Source organism: Rhodococcus sp. NPDC056960 (genome assembly GCF_042674125.1).
Taxonomy (GTDB): Bacteria; Actinomycetota; Actinomycetes; order Mycobacteriales; family Mycobacteriaceae; genus Rhodococcus_F.
Genome location: NZ_JBHURF010000006.1, coordinates 253808 through 274870 on the forward strand (window position 1 = coordinate 253808; position 21063 = coordinate 274870).

General features: G+C 66.4%; 18 protein-coding genes. 6 read left to right on the plus strand and 12 right to left on the minus strand.

Features of this window, described 5'->3' with window-relative positions; genetic code table 11:
- Nucleotides 1-8: 8 nt before the first annotated feature.
- Complete coding sequence (locus tag ACFTWF_RS11840) at nucleotides 9-1559, minus strand: FAD-dependent oxidoreductase (protein WP_378461390.1); 1551 nt, start codon at nucleotides 1557-1559, stop codon at nucleotides 9-11.
- A gap of 103 nt (nucleotides 1560-1662) precedes the next feature.
- Between ACFTWF_RS11840 and ACFTWF_RS11845 the strand changes: the two genes are divergently transcribed.
- The gene (locus ACFTWF_RS11845) at nucleotides 1663-2361 is read left to right on the plus strand and encodes a Clp protease N-terminal domain-containing protein (RefSeq protein ID WP_378461391.1); all 699 of its coding nucleotides are present in this window, start codon (nucleotides 1663-1665) and stop codon (nucleotides 2359-2361) included.
- Nucleotides 2362-2370: 9 nt separating this feature from the next.
- Here the strand turns inward: ACFTWF_RS11845 and hppD are convergent, their stop codons facing one another.
- On the minus strand, nucleotides 2371-3576 hold the full coding sequence (gene hppD / locus ACFTWF_RS11850; RefSeq protein WP_378461392.1) for a 4-hydroxyphenylpyruvate dioxygenase: 1206 nt from the start codon (nucleotides 3574-3576) through the stop codon (nucleotides 2371-2373).
- A gap of 182 nt (nucleotides 3577-3758) precedes the next feature.
- Here hppD and ACFTWF_RS11855 point away from each other — a divergent pair, with 182 nt between their 5' ends.
- The 4 genes from ACFTWF_RS11855 (at nucleotide 3759) to ACFTWF_RS11870 (ending at nucleotide 8462) form a co-directional block, all read left to right on the plus strand.
- A complete protein-coding gene (locus ACFTWF_RS11855; RefSeq protein ID WP_378461393.1) occupies nucleotides 3759-4286 on the plus strand; it encodes an Lrp/AsnC family transcriptional regulator in 528 nt (175 codons plus the stop codon).
- A gap of 206 nt (nucleotides 4287-4492) precedes the next feature.
- Nucleotides 4493-5719 (plus strand): Glu/Leu/Phe/Val dehydrogenase dimerization domain-containing protein, encoded by a 1227-nt coding sequence (locus tag ACFTWF_RS11860; protein ID WP_378461394.1) that lies wholly within the window; start codon nucleotides 4493-4495, stop codon nucleotides 5717-5719.
- Between the two features lie 16 nt (nucleotides 5720-5735).
- A complete protein-coding gene (locus tag ACFTWF_RS11865) occupies nucleotides 5736-7157 on the plus strand; it encodes an amino acid permease (protein ID WP_378461395.1) in 1422 nt (473 codons plus the stop codon).
- A 135-nt stretch (nucleotides 7158-7292) separates the two neighbouring features.
- Nucleotides 7293-8462: an NADH:flavin oxidoreductase gene (locus tag ACFTWF_RS11870; RefSeq protein ID WP_378461396.1), complete on the plus strand. Its 1170-nt coding sequence runs from the start codon at nucleotides 7293-7295 to the stop codon at nucleotides 8460-8462.
- A 137-nt stretch (nucleotides 8463-8599) separates the two neighbouring features.
- On the opposite strand, the gene ACFTWF_RS11875 is transcribed toward ACFTWF_RS11870, so the two are convergent.
- From ACFTWF_RS11875 to ACFTWF_RS11890, 4 genes are all read right to left on the minus strand, one after another.
- The gene (locus ACFTWF_RS11875; protein WP_378461397.1) at nucleotides 8600-9163 is read right to left on the minus strand and encodes a PIN domain-containing protein; all 564 of its coding nucleotides are present in this window, start codon (nucleotides 9161-9163) and stop codon (nucleotides 8600-8602) included.
- 1 nt (nucleotide 9164) lies between these two features.
- Nucleotides 9165-9602: a helix-turn-helix domain-containing protein gene (locus ACFTWF_RS11880; RefSeq protein ID WP_378461398.1), complete on the minus strand. Its 438-nt coding sequence runs from the start codon at nucleotides 9600-9602 to the stop codon at nucleotides 9165-9167.
- Nucleotides 9603-9674: 72 nt separating this feature from the next.
- Entirely contained in the window at nucleotides 9675-10163 is a 489-nt protein-coding gene (locus tag ACFTWF_RS11885) for an SRPBCC family protein (protein ID WP_378461399.1), read from the minus strand.
- Nucleotides 10160-10492, minus strand: coding sequence for an ArsR/SmtB family transcription factor (locus tag ACFTWF_RS11890; RefSeq protein ID WP_378461400.1), 333 nt, complete (start codon nucleotides 10490-10492; stop codon nucleotides 10160-10162). Before ACFTWF_RS11890 ends, ACFTWF_RS11885 begins: the two co-directional genes overlap by 4 nt.
- 8 nt (nucleotides 10493-10500) lie before the next feature.
- Between ACFTWF_RS11890 and ACFTWF_RS11895 the strand changes: the two genes are divergently transcribed.
- Nucleotides 10501-11112 (plus strand): glycosyltransferase 87 family protein, encoded by a 612-nt coding sequence (locus tag ACFTWF_RS11895; RefSeq protein WP_378461401.1) that lies wholly within the window; start codon nucleotides 10501-10503, stop codon nucleotides 11110-11112.
- Nucleotides 11113-11121: 9 nt separating this feature from the next.
- On the opposite strand, the gene ACFTWF_RS11900 is transcribed toward ACFTWF_RS11895, so the two are convergent.
- The 6 genes from ACFTWF_RS11900 to ACFTWF_RS11925 all read right to left on the minus strand — a co-directional run bounded on the left by ACFTWF_RS11900 (nucleotide 11122) and on the right by ACFTWF_RS11925 (nucleotide 20934).
- The gene (locus ACFTWF_RS11900; RefSeq protein ID WP_378461492.1) at nucleotides 11122-12039 is read right to left on the minus strand and encodes an NAD(P)H-binding protein; all 918 of its coding nucleotides are present in this window, start codon (nucleotides 12037-12039) and stop codon (nucleotides 11122-11124) included.
- Nucleotides 12040-12149: 110 nt separating this feature from the next.
- Nucleotides 12150-15677, minus strand: a complete 3528-nt coding sequence (locus ACFTWF_RS11905) for a multifunctional oxoglutarate decarboxylase/oxoglutarate dehydrogenase thiamine pyrophosphate-binding subunit/dihydrolipoyllysine-residue succinyltransferase subunit (RefSeq protein ID WP_378461402.1) — start codon at nucleotides 15675-15677, stop codon at nucleotides 12150-12152.
- A 399-nt stretch (nucleotides 15678-16076) separates the two neighbouring features.
- Complete coding sequence (locus tag ACFTWF_RS11910) at nucleotides 16077-17270, minus strand: NADP-dependent malic enzyme (protein ID WP_378461403.1); 1194 nt, start codon at nucleotides 17268-17270, stop codon at nucleotides 16077-16079.
- 86 nt (nucleotides 17271-17356) lie between these two features.
- Nucleotides 17357-18715, minus strand: a complete 1359-nt coding sequence (locus ACFTWF_RS11915) for a coenzyme F420-0:L-glutamate ligase (protein WP_378461404.1) — start codon at nucleotides 18713-18715, stop codon at nucleotides 17357-17359.
- Nucleotides 18712-19677 (minus strand): 2-phospho-L-lactate transferase, encoded by a 966-nt coding sequence (cofD, locus tag ACFTWF_RS11920; protein WP_378461405.1) that lies wholly within the window; start codon nucleotides 19675-19677, stop codon nucleotides 18712-18714. The genes ACFTWF_RS11915 and cofD overlap by 4 nt, the downstream gene beginning before the upstream one ends.
- Nucleotides 19678-20934: an MFS transporter gene (locus ACFTWF_RS11925; protein ID WP_378461406.1), complete on the minus strand. Its 1257-nt coding sequence runs from the start codon at nucleotides 20932-20934 to the stop codon at nucleotides 19678-19680.
- Nucleotides 20935-21063 lie beyond the last annotated feature (129 nt).

Genomic DNA, 21063 nt, shown 5'->3' on the forward strand with positions numbered 1-21063 from the left:
GCCTTTCGTCAGGACGACCTCCCCACGAGGCGGCCGAGATAGTCGAGGACGTCATCGGTGTCGGTGGCCGCGGCGGTGAGCGCCACATAACCGTCGGGGCGCACCACCACCAGCGTGCCACCGTGTGCCCCGTACGCGCTGCGGGCAAAACCGCGGTCGTCGACCACGTCGATACCGGGTCCGCGGGAATCGCCCACCACCACGTATTTCACGTCGTCGGGCGCCTCCTCGGCGAGGGTCTGCAGCAGGTGCCGGGACCCGCCGCCGAAACCGAGGATGGTGAAATGCGTGCCGCGGAAGACGTCGAACAGTCGCAGCGGGGTGCCGTCCGGGCTCAGGCACGGCGCGTCGGGTGCTCGGTCGCCGGCGCGTAGACCCGTAGTCACGTCCCCGTCCTGCGACAGCGAACTCCACGGGTAGCCGAATCCGAGTTGCTGACCGTCCTCGGTGACAGCGCCCGCGAGGCCTGTGGATTCCTCGCTGCCGAGGCTCGCGGCGACCTTCTGCAACCCCTCGCTGCTCACCCCGAGCGTCCAGCGCGCGAGCGGCATGCGCTCGTCCTGGTACGTGTCGAGGAGCGACGGGTCCGCGGAACCGGCCAGCACCAGCGCGAGCTTCCACCCCAGGTTGTAGGCGTCCTGAATGCCGGTGTTCATTCCGAGCCCACCGGCCGGCGGGTGGATGTGGGCCGCGTCCCCGGCCAGAAACACGCGACCGTCGCGGAAGCGGTCCACCATGCGCACGTTGACCCGCCACGTCGACAGCCAGGTCGGATCGGACAGTCGGACGCCCGGATCGCAGGCGACGTCGTCGAGCACCCGCTGGAAGTAGTCGAGCGACGGTTCCGGCAGGTTGCCGTCCTCGTCGAAATCGGCGAACGGCACACCCTGGAACTGCCAGGAGTTCACTCCCCGGAACGGGCACAACGCGACGAACCCCTTCTCCGGGTGCGTCCACTGGTACCAGCGGTCGGGGGTCACACCGTCGACGGCGACGTCCCCGAGGAGCATGCCCTCGATTCCGCCGGACCCCTCGAACGACACCCCGAGCGCCTTGCGCACCGCACTGCGTCCGCCGTCGCAGCCGACGAGGTAGCGCGCCATGAGGGTCTCGCCCCCGGCGAGCATGACCGTCACCTTGTCGGTGTTCTGGTCGAATCCGACCACCTCGACGCCGCGCTCCACGTCGATTCCGAACTCCGAGAGCCGATCTCGCAGGATCTGCTCGGTCCGCCACTGCGGAATAATGAGCCCGCTGTCGTAGGGCCGGTCGGGGCTGGGGCTCAGGTCCGCGTGCGGGTCGCCGTCGCTGACCACCTGACCGCGCACCGCGATCCGGTTGGGGAGGTGCCGGAACCCCGCGTCGACGACCTCGTCGACGATGCCGAGGTCGTCGAATATCTCCTGGCTGCGTGCAGTCAATCCCTTGCCCCGCGAGCCGGCGAACGGCTGCGACGACTTGTCGAGGATCCGCACTTCGACACCGCGTCGCGCCAGTTCCAATGCGAGCGTGAGACCGGTCGGCCCGGCCCCGGCCACCACTGCCTCGGTAGGGCTCATGGCGTCATCGTATTCGCGAGCGGACCGATCCGGAGGGAAAGCCGCCGCACAACATCGTCAAGTAAGCCTTGACGATACAGGATCGTCAATCTAGCGTTGACGCATGACGAAAATTCGGCTCGACGACCTGATCGACGGGATCCGCGCCGGCTATCCCGATCAACCGCTCGAACAACTCACCGCGGCCGTGCTCACCGCCGACCACGTCAACGAGGTCGCCGACCACCTGATCGGGCACTTCGTGGATCAGGCGCGACGCAGCGGCGCATCGTGGACGGAGATCGGTGGCTGCATCGGAGTCACCAAACAAGCTGCGCAACAACGTTTCACCCCCAAGGAAAGTGCGAACATGTTTGCGCGCTTCACCGAGAAAGCCCGGCAAGCGGTGGTCCAGTCACAGGAAGAGGCCCGGGCCGCCCACCAGCCCGAGATCCGATCTGAGCACCTGCTCCTCGGCCTGCTCTGCGCACCGGACAGTCTCGCGATGCGCGCGCTGGCAGACCAGGACATCACCCCGATCGCGATCCGCGAGACCGCCGAGGCCACGGTGCCCGAAGCCGTGGCCGACGCCGAGTTGCCCGCTCTGATTCCGTACTCGGCGGCGGCGAAGAAGGTCATCGAACTCACCGTTCGTGAGGCGGTGCGCCTCGGCCACAACTACGTCGGTACCGAACACATGCTGCTCGCACTGCTCGGCAGCGAGTCCGACGCTCCCGGCCCGCTCACCACGCTCGGTGTGGACGCCGCCGCCGCCGAGGCATTTCTGCTGACGGCGATCGGCGTCCCCCCGACCGTGGAGTGACCTTCTCGCTCAGAAGTTTCCGCGGGCGGCCTGTTCACGTTCGATGGCCTCGAACAGAGCTTTGAAGTTGCCGATGCCGAAGCCGAGGGAGCCGTGGCGTTCGATGAGTTCGAAGAACACGGTGGGACGGTCGACGAGGGGTTTGGTGAAGATCTGCAGCAGGTAACCGTCTTCGTCTCGGTCGACGAGGATGCCGCGCTTCTGCAATTCCTCGATGGGGGCGCGGACGTTGCCGATCCGGGCGCGCAGTTCCGGGTCCTCGTAGTAGGAGTCGGGGGTGGCGAGGAATTCGACGCCCTCGGCGGTGAGCTGGTCGACGGCGGTGAGGATGTCGTTCGTCGCCAACGCCAGGTGCTGGGCGCCGGGACCGCCGTAGAAGTCGAGGTACTCGTCGATCTGCGAACGCTTCTTGGCGATCGCGGGTTCGTTGAGCGGGAACTTCACCCGGTGGTTGCCGTTGGAGACGACCTTCGACATCAGCGCGGAGTAGTCGGTGGCGATGTCCTCGCCGACGAACTCGGCCATGTTCGTGAATCCCATGACCCGGTTGTAGAAGTCGACCCAGTGGTCCATCTTGCCGAGTTCGACGTTGCCGACGACGTGGTCGAGGGCCTGGAAGATGCGCTTGGGGGCGCCGTCCCGCTTGGTGTGCGACGACGTCCGCTCGACGAAACCGGGGAGGTACGGGCCGGTGTAATTGGTGCGGTCGACGAGGGTGTGCCGGGTGTCGCCGTAGGTGGCGATCGCGGCGAGCCGGACGGTGCCGTGCTCGTCGGACACGTCGTGCGGTTCGTCGAGGACGGTGGCGCCCTGGGCGCGGGCGTGGGCGATGCACTTGTCGACGTCGGGGACGGCGAGCGCGATGTCGACGACGCCGTCACCGTGGGTGCGGTGGTGCTCGATCAGCGGGCTCTGCGGGTCGACGGCGCCCTTGATCACGAAGCGGACGGCCCCGGATTCGAGGACGAAGGCGTGGTGGTCGCGGTTGCCGGTGGTGGGCCCGGAGTAGGCGACGAGGGTCATCCCGAAGGCGGACTGGAAGTAGTGGGCCGTCTGGGTGGCGTTGCCGACCACCCAGACGACGGCGTCCCAGCCGCTGACCGGGAACGGGTCGCGGGTGCCGTCGTATTCCACCAGCCCGACCAGTTGCTCGAGCTGGCCGAGGTCGAGACCTGCCAGGCGTTCCTTGTCGGTGAGAGTCTGCTCGATCGTCATCGCTGTCTTCCTGGTTCGAGGGACGGGGGGCGTGGCCTGTTGCCTGGGTCACTACGAAAACCCACGCCGCTCACATAGGCAACCGAGCCAGCAGTAGCTAGCCGTAGTGCCACCTTTGACGGCCCCTGGACCACTTTTCTTATACAGTCGGACTAGTTGGATCACTTCGGAGAGGCCCGGCCATGAAGGACGCTGTGCAGTTGGACGAACTCGACTTCGCCCTCCTCGACGCCATGCACGACGACCCGAAGGCGGGCGTACTCGAACTGTCCCGGCGGCTCAAGGTCGCGCGGGCCACCGTCCAGGCGCGGGTGCGCAAACTCGAGGAGTCGGGCGTGATCGCCGGATACGAGCCGCGCCTCGACCTCGCCGCCGCCGGGTTCGACGTGCAGGCGTTCGTCACGCTGGAGACGGCGCAGGGCGCACTCGACTCCGTGACCAACGAACTGGAGTCGATTCCCGGTGTGCTCGAGGCGTTCGCGACCACCGGTTCCGGCGACATCCTGTGCCGCATCGCCGCCGGCTCGCACCTCGGGCTGCAACAGACCCTGATCGATCTGAACAAGTCCAGCGTGGTCGCCCGATCCACCAGCGTGATGGTGCTGTCGGTGATCGTCCCCTATCGCTCGATGCCCCTTCTCCGCACCCTCGACCGACCGCGCTCGGCGAAGGCGCCGGCCTACCGCACAGCGCCCGCGGAACCGGATTAGCACCACGATCACCGGTTCTGCTGCACAAACTGAATAGAAGATTCTGGAACTTCTTTCTCGGTGGTGTTCACCGCGACTACCTGCCGGCCGCCCGGTTGCGGCGCACGAGTGGCGCCCACCACAGTGATCGCCGTAACAGCGCGGGCAGCGGTCGGGCACACCGATCGCGACGCCCCATCCCGGCAGTCGAGAAACCGAGAGAAGCGATGAAGAATCTGCTCACCCGATTCGAAGAGAAGGCCCCCGAGATCGTCTTCGAGTGGCACGACACGGAGACCTCCGCACGCGGATGGACGGTGATCAATTCGCTGCGGGGCGGCGCCGCCGGCGGCGGAACCCGGATGCGCCGCGGTCTCGATCGCCGCGAGGTGGAGTCGCTCGCGAAGACGATGGAAGTGAAGTTCACCGTCTCGGGACCGGCGATCGGCGGCGCGAAGTCGGGCATCGACTTCGACCCGACCGACCCGCGCAAGGACGAGGTGCTGCGACGCTGGTTCAAAGCCGTGACCCCGCTGCTCAAGTCGTACTACGGCACCGGCGGCGACCTGAACGTCGACGAGATGGCCGAGGTCGTGCCGATCACCGAGAGCTACGGGCTGTGGCATCCGCAGGAAGGCGTCGTCAACGGACACTTCGCGGCCAGCGACCGTGAACGAGTGCAGCGGGTCGGCCAGTTGCGGCTCGGCGTCGCGAAAGTCGTCGAGGATGCGCGGTTCACTCCCGATCCGCAGGCGAAGTACACGGTGTCCGATCTGATCACCGGGTGGGGTGTCGCCGAATCGGTGCGGCACTACTACCGGGTCTACGGCGGCGAACTGGCCGGCAAGCGGGTCATCATGCAGGGCTGGGGCAACGTCGGTGCCGCCGCCGCGTACTACCTGGCGCAGTCGGGTGCCCGGATCGTCGGCATCCTCGACCGCAACGGCGGACTGTCGAACACCGACGGCTACGACTTCGAGCAGATCCGCGCCCTGTTCCTCGCGAAGGAAGGCAACGAACTGCGTGCCGCAGGCACCGTGCCGTTCGAGGAGATCGACGCGACGATCTGGAGTTCCGGCGCCGAGGTGTTCCTGCCCTGCGCCGCATCGCGTCTGGTGACCCGCGAACAGGTGGACCGGTTGATCGCGGGCGGCCTCGAGGTGGTGGCGAGCGGCGCCAACGTGCCGTTCGCGGACGACGAGATCTTCTACGGACCCACCTACGAATACGCGGACAAGAGCGTCGCCGTGGTTCCCGACTTCATCGCCAACTGCGGTATGGCCCGGGCATTCGCGTTGCTGATGGAGGGTGACGTCGAGGTGTCGGACGAGGCGATCTTCGGTGACGTCTCCGCCACGATCGCGACGGCGCTCGAGCGCTGCTTCGCACGGAATGCACAGCCGACCGGAATCGCCGGTACCGCGTTCGAGATCGCACTCGATCAGCTCGTCTGACGGACCGGGAGAACCCATGAACACAGTGCACGATCCACCGGCTTCCACGTCGGGCCTCCAGCAGGCGATGAAACCGCGTCAGCTGGTGATGATGAGTCTGGGCGGCGCGATCGGCGCCGGACTGTTCGTCGGCTCCGGTGCGGGCATCGCCGTCGCCGGGCCCGCCGTGCTCGTCTCCTTCCTCATCGCCGGATTCCTTGTCGTCCTCGTGATGCGGATGATGGGCGAGATGGTGGCCGCCGATCCCGACAGCGGTGCGTTCTCCGTCCACGCCGAGAACGCGATGGGCCCGATCGCCGGCCGGACCATCGGCTGGCTCTACTGGGTGCAGGTCGTCATCGTGGTGGCCGCGGAAGCGACGGCGGCGGCCGCGATCACGGCCGCGTCGATACCCGCGGTGCCGCAATGGGTGGCGGCCCTGGCGTACATGAGCGTGCTGACCGCCGTGAACCTGGCGGGTGTCTCCCGCTTCGGTGAGTTCGAATTCTGGTTCGCCGCACTGAAGATCGTCGCCATCGTCGCGTTTCTGGCGGTCGGCTGCGCGATGATCCTCGGCTGGATTCCGAGCTTCGACGCGCCGGGACTGTCGAATCTCACCGGCCACGGCGGGTTCGCCCCCAACGGCGTCACCGGCATCGCGGCCGGGCTGCTGATCGTCGTGTTCGCGTTCGGCGGCACCGAGGTGATGGCCATCGCGGCCGCGGAGACGTCGGAGCCCAAGCGCAACGTGAGCCGCGCGGTGCGGTCCATCGTGTGGCGGATCCTGGTGTTCTACGTCGGTTCGGTGCTGATCATGGTGACGGTGCTGCCGTGGACCGCGGACGAACTCGCGACGGGTCCGTTCGTCGCCGTCCTGAACGCCGCACACGTGCCCGGCGCCGGCGCCGTGATGACCGTCGTCGTGGTGATCGCACTGCTGTCGTCGCTGAACGCCATGCTGTTCAGCGGTTCCCGGATGATCTACTCGCTGTCCGAACGCGGCGCGGCGGCGAAGGTGTTCGGCCGGGTGTCGGGCAACGGCGTTCCCAGGGTGGCGGTGCTGGCCTCGGTGGCGTTCGGTTTCGTCACCGTCGTCCTCAACTACCTGGCACCGGATCGTGTTCTCCCGCTGCTGCTCAACGCGGTCGGTTCGACGATCCTGGTGTTGTGGACGTTCGTCACCGTGTCGCAGATCGTGTTGCGGCGGCGCGCCGAGAAGTCGGGCCGGACGGATCTGCCACTGAAGATGTGGGGCTTCCCGTATCTGTCGTACGTCGCTCTCGCGCTGCTCGCCGCGGTCGCGGTGCTGGCATTGTTCGACGACGCGGCACGCAACCAATTGTTCGCGACGCTCACGTTCACGTGCGCGATCACCCTGGCCTGCTGGGTGCTCGGCCGCAGGCAGCGCTCTGCGGCCGACGACGGCGCGCCGGAGAAGACACCCGAGGCCGTCGGCTGACCGGACGCCGCCGCTGTCTCACGGACGTCGAGGGGTCGTCCGTGGGGCCGCGGCGGTCTCCCGCTCAGCGGACACTTCCGGGTCGCCCCACCGCGTCGTGACCTACCGTCGGGTGTCCGCGACGAAGGGCCTGAAATGACGACACCACCCCACGTTTTCGCTCCGGCCACCCTGGGCCCCCTCACGTTGCGCAACCGGGTCATCAAGTCGGCCACGTTCGAGGGCCGCACGCCCGACGCACTGGTCACCGACGAACTGATCGAGTTCCATCGCCGCCCCGCGGCGGGTGGGGTCGGAATGTCGACGGTGGCCTACTGCGCCGTGGCACCGGAGGGTCGCACCGAACGCGGGCAATTGTGGATGCGCCCCGACGCGGTGCCCGGTCTGCGCAAGCTCACCGACGCCATCCACGCCGAGGGGGCGGCCGCGAGCGCCCAACTCGGTCACGCCGGACCCGTCGCGAACGAGAAGTCCACCGGACTGCCCGCGCTCGCGCCGTCGCGGTCGTTCAACCCGCTCAGCATGCGCATGATCCGCAGCGCGAGTACCGCCGACATCGCCAGAATCACCGCCGCGCACGGCACCGCGGCACGGCTCGCGGTCGAGTCCGGGTTCGACGCCGTCGAGATCCACTTCGGCCACAACTATTTCGCCAGTTCTTTCCTCAGCCCGAAGCTGAACCGTCGCACGGATTCGTACGGCGGATCGCTCGAGAATCGCGCCCGGGTGGTGCGGGACGTCGCCCGGACCGTGCGCGAGGCCGTCGGCGGCAGGGTCGCGATCCTCGCCAAACTCAACATGGACGACGGCGTGCCCGGCGGATTCTGGCTCGACGAGGCCATCCAGGTGGCCCGACAGCTGGAACGCGACGGCAGCGTCGACGCCCTCGAACTCACCATGGGCAGTTCACTTCTCAACCCCATGTACCTGTTCAAGGGCGACGCACCGGTCCGCGAGTTCGCCGCCGCCATGCCGCAACCGGTCCGACTCGGCGTGCACCTGGTGGGCAAGTCGATGATCCACGCCTACCCCTACCGCGACCTGTTCATGCTCGAGCACGCACGCCAGATCCGCGCGGCGGTGACCTTGCCGCTCGTCCTGCTCGGCGGCGTCACCGACCGGGCCGGCATGGACACCGCCATGGCCGAGGGCTTCGAATTCGTCGCCATGGCCCGGGCTCTGCTACGCGAACCCGATCTGGTGAACCGCATCCGATCCGAGCCTCGCACCCCGTCACTGTGCATCCATTGCAACAAATGCATGCCCACCATCTTCAGCGGCGCCCGCTGCGTGCTCGTCGAGTGATCGGCGAACTCTGCGGCCTGCACACGCCGCTTGCCAGCTGTGCAGTTGCGCCGATCCGGCCCCGATCACGGCCTTGCTCAGCACGGCGCCGAGCTCGTCGGCCCAGAGGTCGCCCGCCGCAGCATAATCGACGTTGATCAAATTTCATTGTCAGCGTCGGAGAGCGGCAGCGGAGATGGGAAGCCCGCCGCCACGAGGCGGTCACACACATCAGCGGGAGTTCCCGGTGGATTGCGCCACGCCGCCGCCGTCGCGCTGACCGCCTGATGGACGCGCACTCCGTCGAGGTGAAACAGATCCATCACAAACTCGTCCGGATGCTTGGCCTCGATACCGAACTGCGCCAACTCGGAGTTGGGGAAGTCGCGCAGGTTCGCTGTGACTATGACCTGGGCGCCCGATCTGATCGCCGCAGCCAACACATGCCGGTCATCCGCGTCGGGCAGAGTGAGGGCAGGAATGAGCTTCTCGTACCCGGTGATCAGGCAGTCCGGTACCGCTCTGTTCATCAACTCCCGCAACTTCGCCAACGTCCCTGCCGGGATATCCGGGCGATCCTCTTCTAAGTTCTCGAACATCTCGTCGAGGATCCGGTCTGTCCACCGGGCATGCACCAAGCCGGTCTGCGCAAGCCGGATAAGAACATCGCGCAACACATTCGGGTACAACACATTCGCGTCGTACAACACGGTGAACGTCACGTCAGTACAGCCCCAGGTCTTCCGACAGAGTCGCCAACTCGTCCGCCGCAGTGCGGGAACTTCCCAACTGCGACCGCTGATAGGCGAGCAGAGACGATGCACGGATCCGCCGATGCCGTCCGACCATCCGATACTCGATGTGCCCCTCGTCGAGCAGCTTGATCACATGCGGGCGCGAGACGTTGAGCATCTGCGCGGCCTGTTGTGTGGTCAGCTCCGCGTGTGCCGGGACAACGGTGACGCCCTGGCCTGCGGCCATGTTCGCCAGCACGTCGCGAATCAGGTCGAGGGCGGCGCGAGGAAGGTGCACCGACTCCGAGGTACCGGCGACGGTGATATCGACGGTCTCCCCCGTGGGATCGATGTCACGAAGCAACTGGAGCGCCTGTCGGGCCTGCTCCTGCTCGACAACGCTGGGCTGCTCATGCGCTCCGGACACCGGCCCCACCTCCTAAACGCAATATACGGAACAAACGAAATAAACGCAACGATGTTGCCCGGGGGGCTCCGGCTACCAGCTCGTCTGCGCCAGAACGGCATCGAGGGCGGCGTAGCTTTCGTTCATGCCGCCTTCCATGCCGGTCTGCAGCATGCCGTCGCGCTCCTCGGGGGTGTGGAACTGACTGATGACGGACAGTTTGGTGCGTCCGTCCTCGAGGTCGGTGTAGGTGTTGTTCTCGATGATGACGTGGCCGGGCATGCCGTCCCACTCGAACGTGTACACCAGGCGCTCTTGCGGGGTGATCTCCCGGAACCTGCCCTCGAATCCGTGGGAGTCGTCGTCGGCGTGTTCGACGAAGCGCCAGTGCCCGCCGCGCTCGAATTCCCAGCGCTCGATGTCGAGGCGGTTTCCGCGGCCCCACCACTGCGTCAGCAGGTCCGGTGTCGTGAACGCCGCCCACACCCGGGCGCGCGGGGCATTGAAAATGCGTTCGACGTGGATCTCGCGGTCCGTCGGTGTCGAGAGGGTCGCGGCGGTGGAGGACTGTGAGGTGCTCATGACGTGCCTTCCGTTCGATTGAGGAATTCGTCCAGACGGTTCAGCCGGCCTTCGAGCGACCTCTGGTAGCCGCGGATCCAGGCCACCTCACGCTCGAGGGAATTGGTCCCCAGCATGCAGTACCGCACCCGGCCCCGTTTCTCGGTCACGACCATCCCCGCATCTTCGAGCAGTCGCACGTGCTTCTTGATGCCGGTGAGGGTCATCTCGAAGACTTCGGCCAGGTCGCTGATCGTGCAGGCGCCGTCGCCGAGTCGGTCGAGAATCCCACGCCGGGTGGGGTCCGCCAGGGCGGCGAACGTGGCGTCGAGAACCGAATGCTGAACCATCTAGTTCAGTGTTGCATGCGCCCGGTTGTCCGTCAACGGTTTTCGGCACCGTCGACCCGCGGACGCCGGAGATCGGGTTGTTCGCGGGCGGCGCCGATCTGCACGTCTACCGGGACGGCGGGTGGCGCGTGCTGCACGACCTGCCGCTCTACAGCGGTCCCGTCGTGCTGGGTTGCCTGCACACGTACTCCCCGTTCTCGGCGATCGCGTTCGTGCCGCTCGAACGGATACCCGGCGCATACGTCGACAACATCTGGATGGTCGTCAACCTGGGTGTGCTCGCGGGATGCATCCTCCTGTGCTGGCGCATCCTCGGTTACCGGATCACGCCGCACCTGGTGCCGGTCACGTTCCTGATGACGCTGACGTGCACGTTCCTCGAACCGCTGCGGACAACGCTGTTCTACGGTCAGATCAATCTGGTGCTTCGCCGTCGTCGGACTGTTCCTGTTTCCACCGCCGTGGCCGATCGCGTTCGTGCTGCAGAACATCTACGTGCTCGTGTACGGCCCGGTCCTCGCCGCGGCGATGCGGATGGCCACCCGGCGCGCGCAGACTTCTGTGAAGCGTCTCGATCTCATCGTCGGGCCCAACGACACCGGCAAGACGACCTTCGCTGAACGACTTCTTCAGTCGGTGCTACCGGGGGCGTCAGTCGTCGAGAACAACTCGCGGTGTGCGGCGACGTATTGCTCGACCGTCTGCGCGGGCTGTCCGGTCACGTCCTCGACGTCGGTGGTCAGCCGGTTGTAACGATCGTCGCGGTGCAGTTTCGCGACCGTGAGGAGGTGTTGCACGGTATGCGACGAGATACCCGGCACCGCGCCCAACAGCTCCACGAAGTCGTCGTAGGGCAGATCGGATCCGGTTACCGGCCGACCCAGGCCACGGGTGTACTGCTCGGCGAGTCCCTCGATGTCAAGAACGGCGGGGCCGGTCAGCTCATAGACGTGCCCTACGCGCTCTGCTGGATCCTGGAGTAGAACGGCGATGACGCGGGCCACGTCGGTAGCGGCGATGGGCGAGGTCCTACCGGAACCGAACGGCAAAGCCAGAACGCCACGTTCGGCGACCGAATGGCTCGCCATGAGGGTGAACAGCGGATTATCCAGAAAGACCGTCGGTCTGACATGGACGACGGGCAGACCGGACCAGTTCAGGATGCGCTCGGCGAGCCAGTGCAGTCGTTGATGCCGGGACTCCTCGGTGCTGGTCGACGTCATCTGCGACACCGTCATCTGCGACATGTTCACCAACGCCTCGAGATCGCCCCGCTCGTCGGCAATCGCGCAGACAACCGCGGCGGCTTCCAGATAATCCGCGGAGACACTCATGTTGAAGAACATCCGCGTGACGCCCGCCAGCGCCGCAGCAACGTCGCCGGGGCACGTCAGATCGCCGGCGACGATCTCTGCTCCCAACTCTCGTAGGGCGTCGGCACGACCGTCATCGCGATGAACCATTGCCCGCACCGGCGCGCCACTATGCAGGAGCAACTCGGCGACCAGTCGGCTGATGCTGCCGTGCCCACTGCCCACACCGGTCATCAGGAACAGCGGTCGGTCATTCGTCGAGCTCACTCCTACGACGTTACGACAAGACGGCGCATCGTGGCAGCCCCGCGAGTCTGCGTGAGCGGCAGAGCGCCGGCTCAGGCCTACTTCTCCAGCGCCTCGTCGATGAGCTTCCGCTGTTCCTGGGTGTGCCGTTTGCTCGAACCCGTTGCCGGAGCGGCAGAGGCCGGGCGAGACACGAGGCGAATGCGACGAGAGCCGATGGTCCCGAGCTCGCTGAGAAGGAACGTCCAGGCGCCTTGGTTTCTCGGCTCCTCCTGCACCCATACCAGTTCGGCGTCGGGGTAGGTGCCGACGACATCGGCCAGCTGCGATTCGGGCAGCGGGTAGAACTGTTCGATTCGTACCAGCGCGATCTGCGGATCCGGAGACTTGGCGAGTCTGTCGAGCAAGTCGTAGTACAGCTTGCCCGACACCAACAGCACGCGGCGGACATCGGCCTTGTCGAGCGCCCGCGGATCGTCAATGACGGGTTCGAATGCACCGGTAGTGAATTCGGATAGGGCGCTGGTCGCTGCCCGCATGCGCAACATCGACTTCGGGGTGAACACGACGAGCGGTTTGCGTGGGCGAGCATAGGCCTGCCGCCGGAGGAGGTGGAAATACGATGCGGGGGTCGACGGTTGCGCCACCGTCATGTTGTTCTCCGCGCAGAGCTGGAGGAAGCGTTCGATGCGCGCCGACGAATGATCCGGTCCGCTGCCCTCGTAGCCGTGCGGCAGGAGCAGAACCAGTGAGGACTGCTGTCCCCATTTCTGGTCGGCCGAGCTGATGAACTCGTCGACGATGATCTGGGCACCGTTCGCGAAGTCGCCGAACTGTGCCTCCCACAGCACCAGCGCGTCGGATCGTTCCACCGAATAGCCGTACTCGAATCCCATTACGGCGTACTCACTGAGCAGCGAATCGTAGATCCAGAACCGGCCCTGGTCCTCGGCAATATCGGTGAGCGGGAGCCATTCCCGACCGTTGTCTCGGTCGTGAAGCACCGCGTGGCGTTGGACGAACGTGCCCCGGCGACTGTCCTGACCGGTGAGCCGGACGGGTGTCCCCTCCACCAGTAGCGAACCGAATGCCAGGAGTTCGGCGAAGGCCCAATCGATGTCCCCTCCGCGGCTCATCTGCACTCGCTTGTCGAGCAGCTGTTGCAACTTCGGGTGGACGGTGAAGCCGGGCGGCCGATGGTCGAAGGCATCTCCCACGAGAGCGATCACGTCGGAACTCACCCCGGTGGTATCGGGACTCCGCCGCGCTTCGGGCTCATCGGCAAGCATCCTCTCCAGCGCGTCGACCGGATGTGTCGCGGAGTCGTGCACCATGCCGCTCTGTTCGGCACGGGTCTCGGCGAACGCGCTCTCGAGCCGGCCGCGGAAGTCCGCATTGGCCTGCTCGTACTCGTCGAGGGTGATGTCACCACGACCGACCAGCGCCTCCGTGTAGAGGGTCCGGACACTGCGCTTGCCCTCGATGCGGTCGTACATCTGCGGCTGCGTCATCGACGGATCGTCGGCCTCGTTGTGGCCGCGTCGGCGGTAGCAGATGAGGTCGATGACCACGTCGCGGTGGAACCGCTGGCGGTAGGCGAAAGCGAGCTCCGCAACTCGGACGACGGCCTCAGGATCGTCGCCGTTGACGTGGAAGATCGGCGCCTGGATCGTCTTGGCGACGTCCGTCGAGTAGACGGAGCTCCGGGCCTCACCCGGCAGCGTCGTGAAGCCCACCTGGTTGTTGATGTTGATGCGGATCGTGCCGCCCGTGCGGTAGCCGCGCAGCTGCGACATCTGCATGGTCTCTCCGACGACACCCTGGCCGGCCATCGCCGCGTCACCGTGGATGATGATCGGCAAGGTGCGGAACGTACCGGCCGGCCTCAGGTCCTGCCGGGCACGCACGATGCCCTCCAGCACGCCGTCGACCGCGTCGAGGTGGGACGGATTCGCCCCCACGTAGACCGGGATCTTCTCGCCGTCCGCGCCGGCAAAGATTCCTTCGGTTCCCAGGTGGTACTTCACGTCCCCCGAACCGTCGGAATTGTCCGAGACATCGGTGCCCTCGAATTCGTGGAACACCTGGCCGTACGTCTTTCCTGCGATGTTCGTGAGCACGCTGAGCCGTCCCCGGTGCGCCATCGCGACGGCCACACCGTCGAGACCAATATCGGCCGCCGCATGCATGATCGCGTCCAACAACGGGATCGTCGACTCGCCCCCTTCGAGACTGAAGCGCGTCTGGCCGATGTATTTGGTCTGGAGGAACGTCTCGAAGGCTTCCGCCTCGTTGAGCTTGCCCAGGATTCGCATCTGCTCGTCGTGGGTCGGTTTCGAGTAGAGCAGCTCGACCCTGTCCTGGATCCACGCGCGCTGCTCCGGATCCTGAATGTGCATGTACTCGATACCGACGGTGCGGCAATAGGCATCACGCAGAACACCGACGATGTCGCGGAGCTTCATCTGCCGCTGGTCGCCACCGAAATCACCGGTGACGAATTCCCGGTCCAAGTCCCAGAACGTGAGCCCGTGACTGGCCACATCCAGATCGGGGTGGGACCGCTGGGCGTACTCGAGAGGGTCGATGTCGGCAATGAGATGCCCGCGGGTGCGGTACGCCTCGATGAGCTGCTGCACGCGCGCTGTCTTGTCCACCGCGCTCGCCGGATCCACCTTGATGTCGGGTGCCCAACGAATCGGCTCGTATGGAATTCGCAGGGCCTCGAAGATCTCTTCGTAGAAGCCGGACTGCCCGGTGAGGAGTTCGTGGACTCGCTTGAGGAATTCCCCCGACGCCGCGCCCTGGATGACCCGGTGATCGTATGTGCTCGTCAGGGTGATCGTCTTGCTGATGGCGAGATCGGCAAGGGTCTGTTCGCTGGCCCCCTGGAACTCGGCTGGATATTCCAGAGCGCCCGCACCGATGACACACCCCTGGCCTTCCATCAGCCGGGTGATCGAATGTTCCGTCCCGATGCCGCCGGGGTTGGTCAGCGACAGTGTCGTACCGGCGAAATCCTCGACGGTCAGTGCGTTGGTTCGCGACTTGGCAATGAGAGTCTCATACGCCGACAGGAATTCACCGAAGCTCATCTCGTCCGCCCGCTTGATGTTCGGGACGACGAGGAATCGAGATCCATCGGGTTTCGTTACATCAACGGCGATTCCGAGGTTCACGTGATCCGGCGTCACAGCGAACGGCTTGCCGTCGACTTCGGCGTAGGACACGGTCTGGCTCGGGAAATCCGCGAGCGCCTTGACGAGCGCCCAGCCGATCAGATGCATGAAGCTGATCTTGCCGCCGCGCGCCCGCGCCATGTGGCCGTTGATGACGATGCGATTGTCGATCATGAGCTTCGCCGGGATCGTGCGGACACTCGTTGCCGTCGGAATACTCAAGCTGGCGGTCATGTTGGCGACCAGAGCCCTGGCCATCCCGCGAATAGCGGTCCCGGTAGATCCGCCCTCGGCCGGTTCGGTCGGCGCCTCGGGGAACGCGGCCATCGGCTTCGGCTTCGGTTTCGGCGGGATCGACGTCGGCCGTGCAACCGGCGGCGGGCTGCCTGCTATGGATTCGGCCGCCGCGCCGGTCGTAGTACTTGGTCCGGTCATTTTGATAGACACAGCCATTCTCCCACTTTGCTTCTGCCCGCTCTCGTCTTTCCATAGTAAGACCGTTATGTACCCATGGGTCAAAAACTCGATGTGCGATGCATCACTCAACTCGACGATGGGCATCCCGTTCCAGGGGGACTGCAAATCAGCTTTTCATGCTGCGCGACAAGCAGTTCGGTCTCTACTCGCAAATACTTGTGTTGCTGCTGGAGCGCGTGACGGCACGGTACCGAGCGTAGTACTGGTTCACGGTGAGCCCGAACTCGGTGAAGATGTCTGCGGCACTGGGACCACCGAAAGGTTCCCACGCTCGGTGGAATTGCATGATCGCCCGGTGATATCGGTCCGTACGTGTATCCCGTTTCCTGCTCGGCCGTTCAGGGGTCATGTCTCGGTTGTGGATCCTCGCTAGCCGGTGACGCCTTCCGCGCGAGCAGCGGCGGCGACTGCCTCCGCGACAGCGGGGGCGACGCGAGGATCGAGCGGGCTGGGAACGATCCTGTCCATCGCCAGCTCGTCACCGACGACCGAGAGGATGGCCTCGGCGGCGGCAAGTTTCATGCCCTCGGTGATGCGGCGGGCCCCGGCGTCGAGGGCACCCTTGAATACTCCGGGGAAGGCGAGCACGTTGTTGATCTGGTTCGGGAAATCGCTGCGCCCGGTGGCGACGATCGCCGCATGCTTGCGGGCGAGGTCGGGGTGGATCTCCGGGTCCGGGTTCGACAGGGCGAACACGATGGAGTTCTCCGCCATCGTCGCGATGAGTTCCTCCGGGACGGTGCCCGCGGACACGCCGAGGAACACGTCCGCGCCGTCCAGGGCGAGGGCGATGCCGCCGCGACGTCCGGCCGGGTTGGTGCGGGCGGCCAGATCGATCTTGACCGCGTTGAGGTCCTGGCGGTCGGCGGAGACGATGCCCTTCGAATCCAGCACCGTCACGTCGGCGATGCCGGCGGCGAGCAGGATGTTCGCGCACGCGACCCCGGCGGCGCCGGCACCGGAGATCACCACCCGCAGCGAGGCGAGGTCGCGGTCCTGGACCGTGACCGCACCCTTGAGCGCGGCGAGGACGACGATGGCGGTGCCGTGCTGGTCGTCGTGCATGACCGGGCAGTCCAGGGCTTCGATGACGCGTTGTTCGATCTCGAAGCAGCGGGGTGCGGAGATGTCTTCGAGGTTGACGGCGCCGAAGCTGGGGCGCAGCCGGATCAGGGTCTCGACGATCTCGTCGGGGTCCTTGGTGCCCAGGACCAGGGGGATGGAGTTCAGGCCGGCGAAGTTCTTGAACAGCGCGGACTTGCCCTCCATCACGGGAAGGGAGGCGCGGGGGCCGATGTCACCGAGACCGAGGACCGCGGACCCGTCCGAGACGACGACCACCAGGCGGCTGGTCCAGGTGTACCGGTCGGCGAGGGTCTCGTCGGCATGGATGGCGCGGGAGACCTGCGCGACACCCGGGGTGTAGGCGATGGACAGGGCGCGCTGCGAATCGAGAGCGGTGGTGGTCTCTACGGAGAGCTTCCCCCCGATGTGGCCGGCGAAGATCTCTTCGTCGGTCAACTCGACCTTTCGCGGTGTGGTGGGTTCGGACACGACAGTCATTCTCTACTCATTTCCCTTCGCTATCGACGATCGGCGTCAGCGTGTCGTCGGAATTGATCGATCAGGCAGAGCTGGTTGGGTGGCGGTTATTTCTCGATCAGGGCGTCGCCGGGGTCGGCGGCGGTGCGGGGTGTCAGCGGCTCGAGGGGATGACCGACGGCGATCGCGCCGAGCGGGTGCCAATCCGCGGGCAGATCGAGAACGTCGCGGACGGTGTCGGCGGCGAAGATCGTCGAGCCGATCCAGCAGCTCCCGATTCCCTTGGTCGCCAACGACACCAGCAGCCCCTGTACCGCCGCACCGACCGCGACGGTGAACATCGTCGACTCCGCCGCCCGTCTACGCGGGTCGGGATAGGTGTGGGCGCCGTCCGGAACGCAGAACGGGATGATGATCTCGGGTGCGTCGACCAGAATGTTCCCCCGCGCCACCCGCGCCTCGACGGCGTCCACGCTCAAACCGTCGGAGGTGAGGTCGGCACGCCACCGCTCGGCCATCCGAGACAACAATGCGTCGCGGACGGCCCGGGTCCGGACCCACACAAACCGCACCGGCCGGGCGTGATGCGGCGCAGGAGCGGTGAGAGCCTGCGCGATCGACGCCCGGACCGCACCGGGATCGACCGGGTCGTCCGAAAACTGACGGACCGAGCGGCGCAGCAGCAGCGCCTCCGAACGCCCCAGCTCGACGGATTCGGCGGTGCCGAGCCAGAACATATCGTCCGCGCCGCGACGATTCAGGTCCTGCGCCCGCGAACCGTCGTCGACCAGCTCCAGGCCACGCACCACGGCGACCGGCACCCCGCCGAGCTTGCCCTTGACCAGGTCACCGGCCGCGGCGATCTCGTCGGCGACCGCGACCTCCGTCACCATCAGTTCGTTGCCCTGACCGTCACGCGACCCGGCGTACCTGTGCAGCACCGGAACACCGGCCGCGCCGATAGCGGCGTCGATCTGCCCGTTGCGCCATGCCCGCCCCATGGTGTCGGTGACCACCACCGCGACCGTGACACCGAGCGCGGCCTTCACGGCACCGCGGAGTGCGCGGGCGCTGGCATCCGGATCCTCCGGCAGCAAGGCGAGTTCGGAGCCCTCGACGTTCGATCCGTCGATACCGGACGCCGCTTGGACGATCCCCAGCCGGTTCTCGGTGATCAGCGTCCGGCCCCTGCGGGCGACGATGCGGACGGCTTCCTGCTCGACCAGCCGCCACCGGGCCGCATCCCGTTCCTCGGGGTCGGTGGGCGAGGACACGATCCGGCCCTCGACCTTCGAGAACACCTTGCTGGTGACCACCACCACGTCACCGTCCCGCAGCCACGGCGCCGCCGCGACGATCGCCCCGGCCAGGTCGTCGCCGGGCCGGAACTCCGGAAGACCGGCGACAGGGCGGATCTCGAGCGCACGGCCGGGCGCGTGATCGGATTGTCGCGCAATTTCACTCACAGAAGAGCCCCTACCAAGTCGAGTGCGGCACGGACCATGTCCGCGGTCGCGTCAGGGTCGGTCATGATCAGCGGGACTTCCCGCACGTCCACGCCCGGCACCTCGGCGGAATCGGTGTCGTGGACCAGCCAGCCGTCGAGGATCCCGGTCCCGCTCCGCGCCCCGTACCAACGCCCGATCGCCTCCGCCGAGGTCTCCACACCGATCACATCGAGGCAGGCGTCGGCCATGCCGCGCAACGGTTTTCCGCCGACGATCGGGGAGATCCCGACCACCTTCGCCGCGGTCGTCCGCAACGCACCCCGGATCCCGGGGACCGCGAGGATCGCCCCGACACTGACCACCGGATTCGACGGCGCCAACAGCACCAGGTCGGCGTCCTCGATCGCCGCGAGCACCCCCGGCGCCGGGGTGGCCCGCTCGGCGCCGATGTGCGCGAAGCTGTGCGTCGGCACCTGCGCGCGGTGCCGAACCCACCACTCCTGGAAGTGGATCGCCCGCTGCTCCCCGTCGTCGGGATCGGTGATCACGACATGAGTCTCGCTACGATCGTCGGTCACCGGCAGCAGGGTCACACCCGGCTGCCACCGGCCGCACAGCGTCTCGGTGACCGCCGACAACCGATGTCCCGTGCGCAGCATCTGCGACCGGATCAGGTGCGTGGCGATGTCCCGGTCGCCGAGCCCGAACCAGTCGGGTTTCGCGCCGTAGGCGGCGAGTTCGTCCTTGGCATTCCAGGATTCACCCACGTGACCCCAGCCGCGCTCGGGATCGATGCCTCCGCCGAGGGTGTACATGCAGGTGTCCAGGTCCGGGCAGATCCGCAGCCCGTGCATCCACACGTCATCGCCGACGTTGACCACCGCAGTGATGCGGTGGCCCGAATCGGCACCGAGCAGCCTCCGCACCCCTTGCAGGAACCGGGCCCCGCCCACCCCGCCGACCAACACGGTGACGTTCACTCAGACCTCGGCCGGGGTGCTTGCCGTTACGGTGGTGTCGTCCATCTCGGACTTGTTCGCCGCCAACGCGACGCAGCAGAGAAGTGCGGCGAAGACCCCGATCCCGGAGAGAGCAGAGAAGATGACGATCGGCGGCCGGCCCGCGAGAAGGCCGCCCAGGATCGGTCCGCAGACACCACCGATCCGGCCCACTCCGGAAACGAATCCGAGAACGCTGGTGCGGATATCGACGGGGAAGTAGGTGGCCACGTATCCGAAGACGATGGGCTGCGTACCGCCCGTCCCCGCCCCGGCGAGGAACAGGAAAACGTAGAGGACGGGCGACGGCAGGTGTACCGCGAGGGTCATGACGGCGACCGCGCCGACTGTGAAGGCGGCGAGAACTGCGCGACGTTCTCCGAACTTGTCCGCAATCCAGGAGCCTCCGGACGCACCGGTGGCAGCACCGATACTGAAGATCACCAGGAAGACCAATGCGGATCCGAGGGAGTAACCGCTGGCCTTCATGATCTGCGGCAACCAGGTGAGCAGTCCGTACCACTGGATCTGGCCACAGAAGGTCAGCGCGGTGAACACCGCCAGGGCTCCCCATCCAGTGGGTCCGAGATTCTTGAAGACGTCGCGCAAGGTGCGGCGGGTGACTTCGCCGTCGGAACGCCGAGTGTGCGGCGTGGGTACCCACCGACGGAGTTTCACCGCGGCGATCGGTACCACAGTCAGCAGGGGGAAAGCGCCCCCGACGAAGAAGACGCCACGCCAGCCCAGCACGTCGAGGAAGGCCAGGGCGGTGAGGGCGGCAAGGACGCCGCCGATGGGTATGCCGGCCAGAATCACGCCGTTGAGGAAATTCTTCCGGTCTGCCGGTGCGACGCTCAGCGTCACCGCGACCGCGGTGGGCACGACCCCACCGAGGCCGAACCCTGCGATGAAGCGGGCGATACCGAGCAGTTCGGCGGTGGGTGCCACTGCGCACAGCATCATGCCGACGGAGAACCAGGTGACGGAGAGTAGGAACAATCGCCGGACACCGTATCGGTCGGCGAGCACGCCTGCTGCGATGGATCCGATACCCATTCCCATGATCGCCGCACTGGCGATCACGCCGACTTGCGCGGTAGTGAGACCCCAATCAGCGTAGTGGAGCAGTTTCGGCGTCGCGGCACCGAAGATGGCAAGGTCGTAGCCGTCGGCGGCTATCGCAAGAAATGCGAGCACTGCGACGCTGACGTATGCGGGAAGCCTGAATCGATTGTTCATGTGTCTCCTCGATAGGTGAGGGAACCGCTGGATGCGGAGACCGGGTCTGAATACTGATGGAGGCAGGCCGAAGCGACCGCGTCCACGGTCGAGCGTCGGTGACGCTGAGCCCATTCGCTCGTAGATCTT

Bases quoted from the DNA above. Each gene is read 5' to 3' on its own strand.
- ACFTWF_RS11855 (WP_378461393.1), top strand. From the start codon at position 3,759: ATGAAGGACGCTGTGCAGTTGGACGAACTCGACTTCGCCCTCCTCGAC.
- ACFTWF_RS11925 (WP_378461406.1), bottom strand. From the start codon at position 20,934: ATGAACAATCGATTCAGGCTTCCCGCATACGTCAGCGTCGCAGTGCTC.
- ACFTWF_RS11860 (WP_378461394.1), top strand. From the start codon at position 4,493: ATGAAGAATCTGCTCACCCGATTCGAAGAGAAGGCCCCCGAGATCGTC.
- hppD (WP_378461392.1), bottom strand. From the start codon at position 3,576: ATGACGATCGAGCAGACTCTCACCGACAAGGAACGCCTGGCAGGTCTC.
- ACFTWF_RS11900 (WP_378461492.1), bottom strand. From the start codon at position 12,039: ATGACCGGTGTGGGCAGTGGGCACGGCAGCATCAGCCGACTGGTCGCC.
- ACFTWF_RS11890 (WP_378461400.1), bottom strand. From the start codon at position 10,492: ATGGTTCAGCATTCGGTTCTCGACGCCACGTTCGCCGCCCTGGCGGAC.
- ACFTWF_RS11885 (WP_378461399.1), bottom strand. From the start codon at position 10,163: ATGAGCACCTCACAGTCCTCCACCGCCGCGACCCTCTCGACACCGACG.
- ACFTWF_RS11910 (WP_378461403.1), bottom strand. From the start codon at position 17,270: ATGACTGTCGTGTCCGAACCCACCACACCGCGAAAGGTCGAGTTGACC.
- ACFTWF_RS11840 (WP_378461390.1), bottom strand. From the start codon at position 1,559: ATGAGCCCTACCGAGGCAGTGGTGGCCGGGGCCGGGCCGACCGGTCTC.
- ACFTWF_RS11845 (WP_378461391.1), top strand. From the start codon at position 1,663: ATGACGAAAATTCGGCTCGACGACCTGATCGACGGGATCCGCGCCGGC.
- ACFTWF_RS11870 (WP_378461396.1), top strand. From the start codon at position 7,293: ATGACGACACCACCCCACGTTTTCGCTCCGGCCACCCTGGGCCCCCTC.
- ACFTWF_RS11865 (WP_378461395.1), top strand. From the start codon at position 5,736: ATGAACACAGTGCACGATCCACCGGCTTCCACGTCGGGCCTCCAGCAG.